Source organism: Rhizobium sp. BK196, assembly GCF_014193255.1.
Lineage (GTDB): Bacteria > Pseudomonadota > Alphaproteobacteria > Rhizobiales > Rhizobiaceae > Rhizobium.
Genome location: NZ_JACHZB010000004.1, coordinates 90,068 through 105,676 on the forward strand (window position 1 = coordinate 90,068; position 15,609 = coordinate 105,676).

Annotated in this window: 10 protein-coding genes; 2 read left to right on the forward strand and 8 right to left on the reverse strand. The window is 60.7% G+C overall.

The features are described 5' to 3' along the window. Positions 1-124: 124 nt before the first annotated feature. From FHT78_RS15620 to FHT78_RS15630, 3 genes are all read right to left on the reverse strand, one after another. Positions 125-2,431 (reverse strand): transglycosylase domain-containing protein, encoded by a 2,307-nt coding sequence (locus FHT78_RS15620; RefSeq protein ID WP_183745593.1) that lies wholly within the window; start codon positions 2,429-2,431, stop codon positions 125-127. A 711-nt stretch (positions 2,432-3,142) separates the two neighbouring features. Continuing rightward, entirely contained in the window at positions 3,143-4,531 is a 1,389-nt protein-coding gene (locus FHT78_RS15625) for a dipeptidase (RefSeq protein WP_183745596.1), read from the reverse strand. Positions 4,532-4,713: 182 nt separating this feature from the next. After that, positions 4,714-5,130: a MarR family transcriptional regulator gene (locus tag FHT78_RS15630; RefSeq protein ID WP_183745599.1), complete on the reverse strand. Its 417-nt coding sequence runs from the start codon at positions 5,128-5,130 to the stop codon at positions 4,714-4,716. A gap of 424 nt (positions 5,131-5,554) precedes the next feature. Here FHT78_RS15630 and polA point away from each other — a divergent pair, with 424 nt between their 5' ends. Both polA and FHT78_RS15640 read left to right on the forward strand, forming a co-directional pair. After that, the gene (polA, locus tag FHT78_RS15635) at positions 5,555-8,554 is read left to right on the forward strand and encodes a DNA polymerase I (RefSeq protein WP_183745602.1); all 3,000 of its coding nucleotides are present in this window, start codon (positions 5,555-5,557) and stop codon (positions 8,552-8,554) included. 174 nt (positions 8,555-8,728) lie between these two features. After that, positions 8,729-11,140 (forward strand): DNA translocase FtsK, encoded by a 2,412-nt coding sequence (locus FHT78_RS15640; RefSeq protein ID WP_183745604.1) that lies wholly within the window; start codon positions 8,729-8,731, stop codon positions 11,138-11,140. A gap of 15 nt (positions 11,141-11,155) precedes the next feature. Here FHT78_RS15640 and FHT78_RS15645 read toward each other — a convergent pair whose 3' ends face one another. The 5 genes from FHT78_RS15645 to phnE all read right to left on the reverse strand — a co-directional run bounded on the left by FHT78_RS15645 (position 11,156) and on the right by phnE (position 15,607). Next, positions 11,156-11,668 (reverse strand): GrpB family protein, encoded by a 513-nt coding sequence (locus FHT78_RS15645; protein ID WP_183745606.1) that lies wholly within the window; start codon positions 11,666-11,668, stop codon positions 11,156-11,158. Between the two features lie 10 nt (positions 11,669-11,678). Further along, positions 11,679-12,275, reverse strand: a complete 597-nt coding sequence (gene phnN / locus FHT78_RS15650; protein WP_183746480.1) for a phosphonate metabolism protein/1,5-bisphosphokinase (PRPP-forming) PhnN — start codon at positions 12,273-12,275, stop codon at positions 11,679-11,681. Further along, positions 12,275-13,414, reverse strand: coding sequence for an alpha-D-ribose 1-methylphosphonate 5-triphosphate diphosphatase (locus FHT78_RS15655; protein ID WP_183745609.1), 1,140 nt, complete (start codon positions 13,412-13,414; stop codon positions 12,275-12,277). The genes phnN and FHT78_RS15655 overlap by 1 nt, the downstream gene beginning before the upstream one ends. Positions 13,415-13,426: 12 nt before the next feature. Continuing rightward, the gene (locus FHT78_RS15660; protein ID WP_183745612.1) at positions 13,427-14,122 is read right to left on the reverse strand and encodes a DUF1045 domain-containing protein; all 696 of its coding nucleotides are present in this window, start codon (positions 14,120-14,122) and stop codon (positions 13,427-13,429) included. Between the two features lie 138 nt (positions 14,123-14,260). Next, on the reverse strand, positions 14,261-15,607 hold the full coding sequence (phnE, locus tag FHT78_RS15665; RefSeq protein ID WP_183745615.1) for a phosphonate ABC transporter, permease protein PhnE: 1,347 nt from the start codon (positions 15,605-15,607) through the stop codon (positions 14,261-14,263). Positions 15,608-15,609 lie beyond the last annotated feature (2 nt).

Sequence of the window (15,609 nt, forward strand, 5' to 3'; positions counted from 1 at the left end):
TTTTACAGTAGACGGAAAAGGGTCTGCTTTGCACCTTCAAACTGCGCAAATCTTGCATGCCAGGCCTTGCACGGGACATGCTACCGCATGGGGTCTTATCCCGTCTCAATATGTCTGCTGTCCCCTATTGCCCCATGATGAGATCGAGCAGGGTCGTGCGACGTTGCTGCGCCCCTGATGTTGCCTGCGGTCCGCCGACATCGCCGGGCGGCACCATGTCGTCATAACCGCCGGCAACATCGGCGGGCGGCACAGGTCCGCCATTCACCGGCATCGCCGCCTGCGGCTGTCCGGGCGCCGGCGGATAGCGGTTCAGGTCGGTATTGCCACCGAAGACACCGGAAATGATGCTTCCAACGGTAGAGGGCTGCTCGGGTGCCGGCTGCGCCTGCGCCATCGGCTGGCCGCTGGCGGGATCGGAGCCAGGGTCGGGGAGTGTCTGGCCCATGCCGAAAAGCGGCGCCGGCGAAAGCCCCTTATGCGCGGCGACCATGAATTCCTTCCAGGCCTTGGCCGGGAGCCCGCCGCCGGTCACCTTTTTCATCGGCGTACCGTCGTCATTGCCGAACCACACGCCGGTCGTCAGGTTGCTGGTGAAGCCGACAAACAGCGCATCGCGCGAATTCTGTGTGGTACCGGTCTTGCCCGCTGCCTGCCAGCCGGTAAGCTTGGCGCTCGAGCCCGTGCCGCCGTTGATGACGCCCATCATCATCATGTTCATCTCGGCGACGATCTGCTCGGACAGCACGCGCGGCGGATTGTCGTAGGTATTCTCGTAAAGCACCTTGCCGTCGGTGGTGGTCACCCGGCGGATAACATGTGGGGTCGCCTTATAGCCACCGTTCATGAAGGCGGCATAGGAGGCCGTCAGCTCCATGAGGGAGACTTCCGAGGTGCCGAGCGCAATCGAGGCATTGGGCTGCAATTCGGATTCGATGCCAAGGCGGTGGGCGAGCTTGATCACCTGATCCGGCCCGTCATACATCACGAGCTGGGCGGCCACCGTATTGAGCGACTTGGCGAGCGCGGTGCGGAGCGTCACTTCGCCATTGTATTTCTTCTCGTAATTCTCCGGCGTCCAGTTGCCGATACGGATCGGAGCGTCGTTAAAGACGGAATCTGGTGTCAGGCCTTTTTCGAGCGCGGCAGCATAAACGAATGGCTTAAAGGAGGAGCCCGGCTGGCGCTTTGCCTTGACGGCGCGGTTGAACTGGCTCGACGCATAATCCCTTCCGCCGACAAGCGCACGGATCGCGCCAGTACCATCAATCGAGACGAGGGCGGCCTGCGACGCATCGAACTTGCCGCCTTCCTTGTCCAGCACATCGACGAGAGACTGCTCGGCCTTCTTTTCGAGGTTCTTGTCGATGGTCGTATCGACGATGACGTCTTCCTTCACCTCGCCGACCAGACCCTGCAGCTCGTCCATCACCATATCGGCGACATATTGTCCGGCGCCCGACCAGTAGCTGCGGGCGGAAGCCGGCGTCTGCGACATCGCCGTCTTGATCTCGTCGGCGCTGATATAGCCCTGGTCGCGCATCGCCTGCAGCACGACCTGCGCGCGGGCATTTGCGGCATCCGGATCACGGGCCGGCGAAAGGCGGGACGGTGCTTTCACGAGGCCTGCAAGCAATGCTGCTTCGCCGAGGTTCACATCGCGCGCCGACTTGTTGAAATAGCGCCGTGCCGCCGCTTCCACGCCGTAGGCATTCGAGCCGAAATAGACGCGGTTCAAATACATCGCAAGAATCTGGTCCTTGGTGTATTTCTGTTCCAGCCAGAAGGAGAGCAACACTTCCTGCACCTTGCGCTCCAGCGTGCGGTCGGGCGAGAGGAACAGGTTCTTGGCGAGCTGCTGCGTCAGCGTCGAGCCACCCTGGATCGGCTGGCCGGTCGCATTATTGACGAAAGCGCGCGCGAGGCCGAACGGATCGACGCCGAAATGCGAATAAAAGCGCCGGTCTTCGATGGCGATGATCGCTTCCGGAATATAAGGCGACATATTATCCAGCGACAGCGCTTCTCCGCCGGTCGCGCCACGATTGGCGATCGCGCTGCCGTCCACGGCGGTGATCTTGACGTTCGGCGGCCGCTCCGGGATTGCCCATGTGCTGGCGCTCGGCATGCGCGAACCATAATAGAACACAAGCCCGGCAACACCGATGCCGGCCCAGATGCCAAGCACGATGCACCAGTAGACAACCCTGCGCAGAAACGCGAACAGACCGCCCCCTTCGCGTTCGCGCGGTTCGGGACGGCGCTTTGGCGGTGTCCGGCGGGAGGCGGACGATCTCGAAAGGCGTTTGGAGCCGTGCCGCCCATCGATGCGATCGTCGGCGTCGAGCGCGAATTCGTCATCCTCCTCACGGCCACCGCGGCCGTTGAAGGACGGTTCGATCCTGTCGTCTGATCTGCGTCTGGCTACCATCGTGGAGCGGCTGAACCCTTGCTCAAAGACCGCGCCCCCGGCGACGGTTTTATTCGGTTGAACTGTAAATGCGGCGAATTAACGGGCTGTTAAGAACAACGTCAATATGGCAAGTCCTCTCCCTGCCTGCACTTTTCTCGTCAGCCCGCCCCGACTTTCCACATGGCTGCCAGTCACTGCTTGGCCCTTATGCGGAGATGCGTGACCTGCCGGCGACCCAGCGTCACACATCTTCCGGCTGGTGAGGGAACCAATAGGCTCTGCAGCAGTTTTATCGAAAGCGGGACATACCCCTCACGTCCCGCTCAGATCGGCCGTCTCCCCTCAACACGCGCCGATCGATATCAGGCCCGGCGTATCACGAGATACGTCGGGTCCTTTTCTTTAGGGGCGATAGGGCCGGTGACCAAAGTTTCTCACGGAGCCTTGAAATGTGAAAGGCGGCTTCCGATATAGGGTTTCAGAAATCGCAGCCCGGAAATGTTGTGCGCATTATTTGTCGTATCGTTTCCGCGATCTGGTTCAACTAGCCGTTTACCGGCAGTAAACCTTTCGGGATCACTCTGGCTGTGCACTATCCGCTTCTCCTTTGACCACGGATGTACTGGCACTGAGATGAGGCGGATAACGGAAGGCCGGTTCGAACCGGCCTTTTTGTTTGCAGATTTCGGATGGCGTGCCGCGCGAGAGCGCGGGCACGCTTTTTTTGTTTCAAGCCTTCAGTGCAGCAAGGATGCGCACCCAGGAGCGGATACCCTTGTGGTAGGAGGCGAGCTCGTACTTTTCGTTCGGCGAATGGATACGGTCGTCGGAAAGACCGAAGCCGACGAGCAGGGATTCCATGCCGAGCATCTTCTGAAAATCTCCGACGATAGGAATCGAGCCGCCCATGCCGATGACAACGGCAGGCTTCGGCCATTCATCGGAAAGCGCATTGCGCGCCTTGGTCAGAACAGGCGAGTCATAGGAAAGATGAATGGCCGGGGAGGCGCCATGCGGATGGAACTCGACCGAGCAGTCGGCCGGGATCTTCGAGCGGACGTAGCTGCGGAAGCTCTCACGGATCGCTGCCGGATCCTGCGTGCCGACGAGGCGGAAGGAAACTTTCGCCGATGCCTTTGCGGCAATGACCGTCTTGAAGCCTTCACCGGTATAGCCGCCCCAGATGCCGTTGACCTCGGCCGTCGGGCGCGCCCAGGTAAGCTCCAGGACCGAGCGGCCCTTTTCGCCTGAGGGAATGGAGAGGCCGACTTCGCCGAGGAAGTTTTCCGCAGATTTGCCGAGCGCTTCCCACGATGCCTTGATATTGGCAGGCGTTTCCTCCACACCGTCGTAGAAACCTTTAAGCGTAATGCGGCCGGTCTCGTCATGCAGGCCGGCAAGCGCCTCCACGAGAATATGGATTGGGTTCGCGGCGGCACCGCCGAACAGGCCGGAATGCAGGTCGCGATCGGCGGCGGTTACCACGATTTCTTCGCCGACAAGGCCGCGAAGAGCGGCCGCGATTGCCGGCGTATCGCGATCCCACATGCTGGTGTCACAGACGAGGGCGTAATCGGCCTTGAGTTCGGCGGCATTGGCTTCGAGGAACGGCTTCAGCGACGGCGAGCCGGACTCTTCTTCGCCCTCGAAAAGAATGGTGACGCGGCAGGGGAGCGCGCCGTTGATCTCCTTATAGGCGCGGCAGGCTTCGACGAAGGTCATCAGCTGGCCCTTGTCGTCGGCAGTGCCGCGGCCGGTGAGGATCTTGCGGCCGTTGCCAGAATCCTTGATGGCGGGCTCGAAAGGGTCGTTTTCCCAGAGCTCAATCGGATCGACCGGCTGCACGTCGTAGTGACCGTAGAATAGGACGTGCGGGGCATCGGCCGAGGCGGCCTCGTGATGGGCGACCACCATCGGGTGGCCGGGTGTGTCGCGAACCGAGGCATCAAAGCCAAGCGACTTGAGATAAGCGACCAGCCACTCGGCTGCCTTGCGGCATTCGGCCTTATAGGCCGGATCGGTCGAGATCGACTTGATGCGCAAGAGCTCGAACAGCTTTTCGAGGCTTGAATCGAGATTCCCGTCGGCACGCGCAAGGATGGGATTTAGTTCGGTCATTTCCGACTCCTTCTGAAATTCGGCCGGACGATAGACCCAATCGGCTGCCGTTTCGAGCGTCAAATTTTCGGCCTCGCGTTGACGATAAAATGAATCGGAGGCCGCCACTGTTGTTGCGAGCTCCGCGATTGTCGCTGAGGAAGGATATGTTCAGGTGAAAGATTCAAGCGCCCCGGAGCGATTCAGAGCGCCTTGGCGTTGTTGATGAGGCGTCGGATATATTCAAGCATCAGCTCCCGCTCGAAGACCCGAAAGCCCTTGAATAGCGCAAGATCGGCCTCGCGCGCCGTGTCGATGGCCTCGGCCTCCATCGCCTTGGCTTTCCCGGTGAGGAAGATCAGTTGCGCGCGTTTGTCGGTTGGGTGCGGGCGCCGCTCGATCAGCCCGTCGCGCACCATGCGGGAGAGCGTATTGGCCATCGTCGCCTGTTCGATATCGACGCGCTCCAGAAGCTGCTTCTGGGTGAGCCCGTCTTCGGCCCAAAGTTCCAGAAGTATGGGGAACTGGCCGGGAGAAAAACCGAGCCCCGCCGCGCGCTGATGCAGCGAGCGGGCAAAGCCCTTGGCCAGCTGACTGGCAAGGTAGGCGCCGGAATCCATTCGATTAAATCCCATGATTGTAAAGTAGGCTCAAAATCGTGCAGTAGACAATGCAACAAATCGCATACGATCCATCAAAACATATGCGGCAAGCTCTTAAATTTACGAGAGGTGGGCGCTTGGCTGAAAAACAAAGCCGCCACGGCCTGGAGGATGGCCATGGCGGCTTTTAAAATGGGGACAAAGGCCCGGAGAGGGGGATGAGGCCTTTGTCCAAGCCTGACGCGGCGGGGGACAAGCCGGCTATCAGACCCGCGGCGCGATCAAACGCCGGTAGACGTGATTTGTGATGGAGAATGTGGTTTTTCAAGGGAAAGAGAAAAAACCGACTATTACAAATTGGTAACAGTTTGGTGAGGCGGAATCTTTTTGCGCACCCAAGTTTATATGGACCTTGTCTGAACGCCGCGCTATCCATGCTGCCATGAAAACAGGCGATCACCTCTTCCTTGTCGACGGTTCGGGTTTCATCTTCCGGGCCTTTCACGCACTGCCCCCGCTGACACGCAAATCCGACGGCCTGCCGGTCGGCGCCGTCTCGGGTTTCTGCAACATGCTGTGGAAACTGTTGAGGGATGCGCGAAATACCGATGTGGGTGTCACGCCTTCTCATCTCGCCGTCATTTTCGACTATTCGTCGAAGACCTTCCGCAAGGATCTCTACGACGCCTATAAGGCGAACCGTTCGGCGCCGCCGGAAGAGCTTGTGCCGCAGTTTGGACTGATCCGCGAGGCGACGCGCGCCTTTAATCTGCCCTGCATCGAGACGGAAGGTTTCGAGGCTGACGACATCATCGCCACCTATGCCCGCCAGGCCGAAGCCGTCGGTGCCGATGTGACGATCGTTTCCTCCGATAAGGATCTGATGCAGCTCGTCACGCCGAATGTCCACATGTACGACAGCATGAAGGATAAGCAGATCGGCATCCCAGACGTCATCGAGAAATGGGGCGTGCCGCCGGAAAAGATGATCGACCTGCAGGCGATGACCGGCGATTCCGTCGACAATGTGCCGGGCATTCCCGGCATCGGTCCGAAGACGGCTGCCCAGCTCCTTGCGGAATATGGTGACCTCGATACGCTCCTCGAGCGTGCCCATGAGATCAAGCAGGAAAAGCGCCGGCTGACGATCCTCGAAAACATCGATAAGGCGAAGCTGTCCCGCGAGCTGGTGCGTTTGCGAACCGACGTGCCGCTGGAACTTGACCTCGACGCGCTCATGCTGGAGCCGCAGAACGGCCCCAAGCTGATCGGCTTCCTGAAAACCATGGAATTCACGACGCTGACGCGCCGTGTCGCGGAATTCTGCAATTGCGATGCCAGCGAAATCGAGCCCGCCTTCGTGAAGATCGAATGGGGTGCGGATGCGCATGGCCCCGATCTTGATGTGGCCGAGCCGGAGCCCGTCGCGGGTGCTGTGCCCGAGGTGGGTGGCGAAGCCGTCGCGATTCCGCCGCGCACAAAAGCGAAGACTGCGGTCGAAGGCACGTTTGCGCCTGCCGATCTTGCTAAGGCGCGCGCCGAGGCATTCGCAACCCTGCCATTCGATCATTCCTCTTATGTGACGATCCGCGACCTTGCGACCCTCGATCAATGGATCGCCGATGCGCGTGATACCGGCCTCGTTGCCTTCGATACGGAAACGACCTCGATCGACGCGATGCAGGCCGAGCTCGTCGGTTTCTCCTTGGCGATTGCCGATAATGCCGCCGACCCGACCGGCACGCGCATCCGCGCCGCCTATATACCTGTTGGACACAAGACGGGCGTTGGTGACCTGCTCGGCGGCGGCCTTGCCGACAACCAAATCCCAATGGGCGATGCGCTGTCGCGGCTGAAGGCGCTGCTGGAGGATGAATCGATCCTCAAGGTGGCGCAGAACCTGAAATATGACTACCTGCTGATGAAGCGTTACGGCATCGAGACCAAGAGTTTCGACGACACGATGCTGATATCCTACGTGCTCGATGCGGGCACCGGCGCGCATGGCATGGACCCGCTATCGGAGAAGTTCCTCGGCCACACGCCGATCGCCTACAAGGACGTCGCCGGCTCCGGCAAGTCGAACGTCACCTTCGACCTTGTCGATATCGAGCGCGCGACACACTATGCCGCCGAAGATGCCGAAGTGACGCTGCGCCTCTGGATGGTGCTGAAGCCGCGCCTTGCCGCCACCCAGCTGACGCGCGTCTATGAGCGCCTGGAACGTCCGCTCGTGCCGGTTTTGGCGCGGATGGAAGCGCGCGGCATCACGGTCGACCGTCAGATCCTGTCGCGCCTTTCCGGCGAACTGGCCCAGGGTGCAGCCAGGTACGAGGATGAAATCTATCAGCTCGCCGGCGAAAGGTTCAATATCGGCTCTCCCAAGCAGCTTGGCGACATCCTGTTCGGGAAGATGGGTCTTGCCGGCGGCACCAAGACCAAGACCGGCCAGTGGTCGACCTCGGCAAGCGTATTGGAAGACCTGGCGGCAGCAGGCTTCGAACTGCCGCGCAAGATCGTCGACTGGCGCCAGCTCACCAAACTGAAGTCGACCTACACGGATGCCCTTCCGGGTTACATCCATCCGGAAACGAAGCGGGTGCATACCTCCTATTCGTTGGCATCGACGACGACAGGCCGTCTTTCCTCTTCGGAGCCGAACCTTCAGAACATTCCGGTGCGCACCGCCGAAGGCCGCAAGATCCGCACCGCCTTCATTTCGTCGCCGGGTCACAAACTGATCTCGGCCGATTACAGCCAGATCGAGCTGCGGGTGCTCGCCCATGTCGCCGAAATCCCACAGCTCGTTCGCGCTTTCGAAGACGGCATCGACATCCATGCGATGACCGCCTCCGAAATGTTCGGTGTGCCGGTCGAAGGCATGCCGGGCGAGGTGCGCCGCCGCGCCAAGGCCATCAACTTCGGCATCATCTACGGCATTTCCGCCTTCGGCCTGGCCAACCAGCTTTCAATCGAGCGTTCTGAAGCCGGCGACTATATCAAGAAATATTTCGAGCGCTTCCCCGGCATCCGCGATTACATGGAAAGCCGCAAGCAGATGGCTCGCGACAAGGGCTATGTCGAGACGATCTTCGGCCGGCGAATCAACTATCCTGACATTCGCTCGTCCAATCCTTCGGTGCGCGCCTTCAATGAACGTGCCGCCATCAACGCGCCGATCCAGGGGTCGGCCGCCGATGTCATCCGCAGAGCCATGATCAAGATCGAGCCGGCCCTCGCCGAGGCCGGTCTTGCCGATCGGGTGCGTATGCTCTTGCAGGTGCACGACGAATTGATCTTCGAGGCCGAAGACGAGGATGTCGAAAAGGCGATGCCGATCATCGTCTCGGTCATGGAAAACGCCACCTCTCCGGCGCTTGAAATGCGTGTGCCGCTTCGAGTCGACGCACGCGCGGCTACCAATTGGGACGAAGCGCATTAAGGCGCTTCGTCCGATGACCCCAAAGATTTTTCCCTTCGACTCAAGCCTCTGAAATTGATGATGTTTCATCTTTTTGGCCGTCTTACATCGAGACGGCTGGAAGGAACTTATTAACCTTCATTTTCTATCCGGAAGGATGTCAGAAATTACCAAGCGTGAGTGAGTAGCTGTCGCATGCGTTTTCCCAGAACCAATTTGACGGATGCCGGAGATTTCTCCTCCGGACTGGAAGCTGAACATCCCGTGGAAAATGCACCCGTGGAATATGAAGGCGAAAAACCGGTGCCGCCGCTCTGGCAGAGCAATTTCTCGCTCGCCCCGAACGTCCGCTTCACCCGTACGCCGGAAACGTTGATTAGCAAGCGCCGCGCCCCGGAAGAGCTTGTTCGCGAGGAAATCGTCCTCGTTGCTCCTCTCGCGCCGCAACCTGCGCCCCCACCGCAATCCCCGGCGGCACAGCAACCGATGCCGCTGCGAGTGCCGATCACGGTCAACGTGCCCTTCGATATCTATCTTCCCGAAGTGGTCGAGCCGGACGTCACCCAGCAGACGGAAGCGCAATCGCAGCCGGTTATAGCCGCACCCGTGGAAACCACGCTGCGCGCCGCATCCGAGCTCTGCTCGATCTCGGATTTCGCCTTCTGGGAGGTCATGGCTTTTGAGGAGGCTGACGCCGAGCCGTCGCGTACCCCGGTCATCGCATTGCAGCAAGCCGAACCCGAATCGATCACCTCGCGCTTCCGCATCATGGAATGGCGCCCGGGCCGGCATAATCCGGCGCCGGTGGCGCCGCGCGCGACGCTGCCCATTACGTCAGCGCCAGTCCGCCCCGCACGTCCTCCGGCAGTTCGCGTTGCTCAGGCTCCGGTCGCCCCAACTCCGGTCGCCGAGGCTCCGATAGTTCAGGCCCCGGCAGTTAAGGCTCCAATGGTTCAGGCGCCTGTGGTTCAATCGAACCAGGCACCGGCAGAAGCCCCGCCCGCATCGCGTGTCGAGATCACCGCACCTGCACTGTCCCCCGTTCGCTCCGCCCGCATGATCGTCGAGAAGGTCGATGCATCGGGCTACGAATTCCCGCCGCGCGCCTTGTTGCAGGAGCCGCCGGAGCGGCTTGGCGAGATCATGTCACAGGAAACGCTGGAGCAGAATGCCGGGCTCCTGGAAAGCGTGCTGGAGGATTTCGGCGTCAAGGGCGAGATCATTCATGTCCGCCCCGGTCCGGTCGTCACACTCTATGAATTCGAGCCGGCCCCGGGCGTGAAGTCGTCCCGCGTCATCGGCCTTGCCGATGATATCGCCCGCTCCATGTCGGCGCTATCAGCCCGCGTGGCTGTCGTCCCCGGCCGCAACGTCATCGGCATCGAACTGCCGAATGCGACGCGCGAAACCGTCTATTTCCGCGAGATGATCGAGAGCGAGGATTTCGATAAGAGCGGTTACAAGCTGGCGCTCGGCCTCGGCAAGACGATCGGCGGCGAACCCGTGATTGCCGAACTCGCGAAGATGCCGCATCTGCTCGTTGCCGGTACCACCGGCTCGGGCAAGTCTGTCGCCATCAACACGATGATCCTGTCGCTGCTCTACCGCATGACGCCGGAACAGTGCCGCCTGATCATGGTCGATCCCAAGATGCTGGAACTCTCCGTCTATGACGGTATCCCGCATCTGCTGACGCCCGTCGTCACCGACCCCAAGAAAGCCGTCATGGCGCTGAAATGGGCGGTACGCGAGATGGAAGAGCGCTATCGCAAGATGTCGCGCCTCGGCGTGCGCAATATCGACGGTTACAACGGCCGCGTCAGCCAGGCCCGCGAAAAGGGCGAGACCATCCATATCATGGTCCAGGTCGGCTTCGACCGGCAGACCGGTGCGCCGATCGAGGAGCAGCAGGAGCTGGACCTTGCGCCGATGCCCTATATCGTCGTCATCGTCGACGAGATGGCCGACCTGATGATGGTCGCTGGCAAGGAGATCGAAGGGGCGATCCAGCGTCTGGCGCAGATGGCGCGTGCGGCCGGCATCCATCTCATCATGGCAACCCAGCGTCCGTCCGTCGACGTCATCACCGGCACGATCAAGGCGAACTTCCCGACCCGCATCTCCTTCCAGGTCACCTCGAAGATCGACAGCCGCACGATCCTCGGCGAACAGGGCGCTGAACAGCTGCTCGGCCAGGGCGACATGCTGCATATGCAGGGCGGCGGCCGCATCTCCCGTGTCCATGGTCCCTTCGTTTCCGACGCGGAAGTCGAGAAGGTCGTCGCACACCTGAAGACGCAGGGCCGGCCGGAATATCTCGATACGGTCACGGCCGGCGAGGAAGAGGAAGGCGAGGATGACGAGGACGGCGCCGTCTTCGACAAGAGCGCCATGGGCGCTGAGGATGGCGACGAGCTTTACCAGCAGGCCGTCAAGGTCGTCATGCGCGACAAGAAGTGCTCGACCTCCTATATCCAGCGCCGTCTCGGCATCGGTTATAACAGAGCCGCTTCGCTCGTCGAGCGCATGGAGAAGGAAGGGCTGGTCGGCCCGGCAAACCACGTCGGCAAACGCGAGATCGTCTCAGGGCGTGGTGACAACGAATAATCGGAGCGCGGCTGGTTACCCTTCCTCGGAGGCCAGCCGCAGCGTCTCGAGCACGAAGTCACGCTTGCCGCCGGTATAATAATCCCAGTCGTCGTTAGCCTCGCCCACAAGCTTCAGCTTGAGGGCGGCATAAGCGTTTGCTCTTTCCGGATGTGAGCGCAGATAATCGCGAAATGCGATCCGATCCCGCAAAACGGCATTATCCGTAGAGCATATATAGAGCCGCGCACCGTACGAGCCCTTGCCGCTGGTGAAGGTCCAGGTCTGCTGCTGGTACTTGTCACCATGGAAAGTGTAGGCGTCTAGCGATTGCGCACGTTCGATCGCTGCGGGCAACACGTCCGCATCCGCAAAGGCGGCGTGCAGATCGATCTTCGGCTTGGCTGCCAGTCCGGGGACGGATGTGCTGCCGACGTGATGAAAGACGGGGGTGAGATCGGCGAGAAACGGCTCAAGCTCGCCGACGATCCGGCGGAAGAGAGACGGCCATTCCGGGTCATAGTGGACGACACGAATGGCCATTCTCATGTCCTGTCGTTCAGACGATTTCCTTCAGGAAACCGTCCAGGATGTCGATCATCTTGCGCTCGGCCTCTTCCAGCGAGCCGCTGTTATCGAGCTCCACCACATCGTAATCACCGCGCACCGTCAACGGGCCGCGTGCAAGGCGAGCCATGATATCCTCGTGCGTCTCGCGGCCGCGCGCTTCCAGGCGGCTTGCCAGCACTTCCGGGCGGGCCGTCACATTGATGACCTTCAGGCGCGGGAAGGCAGCCTGGAAACGGTGCAGCGCCGAACGCGAACCGTTTGCGACGACAATGTGGCCCCTGGAGAGTGCGACGGAAACCTCCGCCGGAATGGCGTATTTGAGACCATGCGCCTCCCACCACACGGCAAAGGCACCGGACTGCTCCATCGATGCGAATCCCGCATCCGAAACGGCGAGGTGATCCTCCCCGCCGGCATCGCCTTCACGAGTGATGACGCGGCGGGCAAAATGCACATCCTCCCGGCGATCGAAATGCCGGGCCGCAAGGTTCATCAGCGTGTCCTTGCCCGCCCCGCTCGGGCCGACGACGACGACCATGATGCCGTGTTCGGCGCCGGCGCCCGGATGGGGTTCGTGTGACATCATCATGCGACACGGCGTCCTTCACGCCAGACGGAACGCGTCACCGGCACGCCGTGCGAGCGGTGAACGCGGACGAGATCGGCACGCAGGCCGGTTTCGATGCGGCCGCGATCGTTGAGGCTGACGGTGCGTGCCGGCGTTGCCGTCACCATTGCAATCGCCTTCGGCAAAGTAATGCCTTCGACCTCGTCGGCAAGAATGAAGGGCGCATGCAGCAGGCTGAGCGGCACGTAGTCGGACGAAAGCACGTCGAGAACGCCGAGCTGCGCCAGATCACGCGCGGCGATATTGCCGGAATGCGACTTGCCGCGCACGATGTTCGGTGCACCCATCAGGACGCTCATGCCGTTTTCGTGCGACAGCCGGGCTGCGTCGATGCTGGTCGGGAATTCGGCCAGGCGAACGCCGTTTTCGATCGCCTCATCGACATGGGCAGATGTGGCATCGTCATGGCTTGCGACGGTGATGCCGCGTTCGGCGCAGACCTTGGAGATCGCTTCGCGATTTGGCGTCGAATTGCGATCGGACTCGGCGATGCGTCTGGCGCAGAAGCGGGCAAACTCCTCATCGGAAAGACCGCGCTTCTTCTGATAGTAAAAGACGTACTGATCCATCGTCTGGAACTGGCGCTGACCGGGCGCGTGGTCCATCAGCGAGACGAGACGCACATACGGATCGTTCTCGAAATCGGCGAAGTGCTGCAGCACGTTGTCGGCCGAAACCTCGCAACGCAGATGGAGGAGATGTTGGGCGCGCAGGCGCCCTTCCTTTTCAGCGGACTGGATGGCATCGGCCATCTCGCGCATCTCGCCGTGCTCGAAGCCGCCGTCTTCGTCAGCACCCATGCGCAGGCAGTCGAAGACCGTGGTGATGCCTGAGGTGACGATCTGCGCGTCATGGGCCTGGATCGCCGCCGTCTTGTTCCAGCGGATGCCCGGACGCGGCGAATAGTGGCCTTCCAGATGATCCGTGTGCAGCTCGACGAGGCCGGGAATGATGTAGTCGCCCTCGAAATCCTCGCCGGCTACCGAACGGCCTTCCGAAATATCGGTGATCTTGCCGTCGCGGATCAGGATAGAGCCCGAAATGATATCGTCCTCGAGAACGATACGGGCATTTGAAAGAACGGTTTCTTTGCTCATGTCAGAGATCTTTCAGCTTTTGGCGCCAGCAAGAGGCAGCCATGTGTGGACTTTGAAAGGGGCGCCGCGCGCCTCTTCGCTAAAAACGGCAAGACCGGAAATATGAAGCGGCCTGCCTGTGAATTCCGCGAAACGCTCCGTCAGGATTGTTTTCATCACCTCGGCACGCTCTTCCGGCACTTGGCCAGTCAGTGTCATGTGGAAGCCGAAATCGTCCATGACATAGGGATAGCCCCAGCGCATGAGATTGGCGTGCTGGCTTTCGCTCAGCCTTTCCGGTCTGCGCCTCGCGATATCGGCTTCGGAGAGTGCCGCCCGGAATGGCTCGAAGGACTTTACCACCTTTGCAGCAAAATCCTGAAGCGGCTGGTGCAGCGAACCTGGTACAAGCGCGAAGAAGCGACCAAGCTGGCCTAGCACCAGTTCCGGGATTTCAAAGGCCGGTGTGTTGGCGGTGAAATCTTCGACAACCGCCATCAGGTCCCTTTCGGTCACGGAGGAGGCAAGCTCGAAGGGCGCCTTGATCGTCGCATGGAAGCCGTAGCGGCGTGGGTCGGCCGTCAGTTCGAATTGTTCCGCCGCCGGTAGCGTCTCATGGTCGGGCGCAGGATAGGTCTCGCCGGTAAAGGCATTGCGACCGAGCCAGACGGAGGCCGCATCCGTCAAGGGATCATCCTTGGACGGCGAAAAATAGAGAGCGTAGCGCAAGGCGTTTATCCTGGAGATCGTCCGAATGGGGAGCGCAATGTGCAGTGATTTGGCGGCGAACCGCAAGCACGCTCCGGCTAAAAGATTTCCATGACAGAATGATGATGACGGCCGGGCCGTCATCATATTTTGATCGGCTTAGTGGCCGGCCTTGGTGCCCATCAGGCGATGGCGCAGCGCGTTCGATGCGGTATCGAACAGGAAGACGACAATCAGGATCAGGATGACCATGTATGCGACATTTTCCCAGTTGGAATTGGTGCGCATGGCTTCCCAGAGCTTGAGGCCGATACCACCGGCGCCAACGGCGCCGATGATCGTCGCGCCGCGTACGTTCGATTCCCACTGATAGAGCGTCTGGCTGACGATAACGGGGACGATCTGCGGCATGATGCCGTAGCGATGCACCAGCACGGTCGATGCGCCCGTCGACTTCACACCTTCGCGCGGTTTATTGTCGATGTTTTCGAGACCTTCCGAATAGAGTTTGCCGAGCGTGCCGGTCTCCGTGAGGAAGATGGCGCCGGAACCGGCGAGCGGGCCGGGACCGAAGGCGCGTGTCAGGAAAAGCGCCCAGATCAGCATGTCGACCGAGCGCAGGAAATCAAAGAAGCGCTTCAGGGCCTGGTTCAGGAACCTGTTTGGCGTGATGTTGCGCGCTGCCATGAAGGCGAGCGGGAAGGCCGCGAGCGAACCGAGCAACGTGCCGAGGAAGGCCATCACGATGGTCTGGAACAGTTTGGTCCAGACATCGCCATGCTGCCATTCGCTGTTGTTCCAGATATTGTCGAAAGCGAGCGACAGGTTCGACTGGTCAGGATGGATGCGCGGGCCGGAGACGATGAGACTGATGACCTCGCTTGCCGGCTTGTCGAAGAAGGGCGACTGGGTATCGAAGATGAAATTCGCCCAGCCGATGAAGCGCTTGCGCACCTTCACGCGATCGACGGAAATGCTGACATCCCCTGCAAAACCAAGATTGGCGAGCACGTTGTCGTCATAGACGGTCATCCAGCTCGGTACCGGGCCGACGACCTTCGGCGCGCCGCTGCTGACGTCGACCGGCACCGTCATGCCATGGGCAACGATCGTCGTCTGGCTCTTGCTGACGGTCACCGTGCGGCCGCTGCCGCCGACGAGGACCGTGATGCTGCCATCCGTGTTGGTTTTCAGCCAATCCGGATGCGGATCGTCGCCAAGCGGCGAGAAGCGCGGATAGCGCGTCTGGATCGTGCCATCGTCCTGGATACGGAATTCCGGCTGCACGTCATAGCTGATCCATTGGCTCATATAGATGCCGAAGCGTTCCCAATGGGCTTCGGCGATAAGCTTCGGCAGGTCGAAAAACCAGACGGCGTAGATGCCGTAGAGGATCGTGGCGAGCACAATGAGGAGACCGCCAAAACGCTGGCGGAAGGACCGGTGGAAATACTCCGGATAGCGCGTTTCGATCTCATGCATGCGGTTTGCGTCGATGACCGTCATAG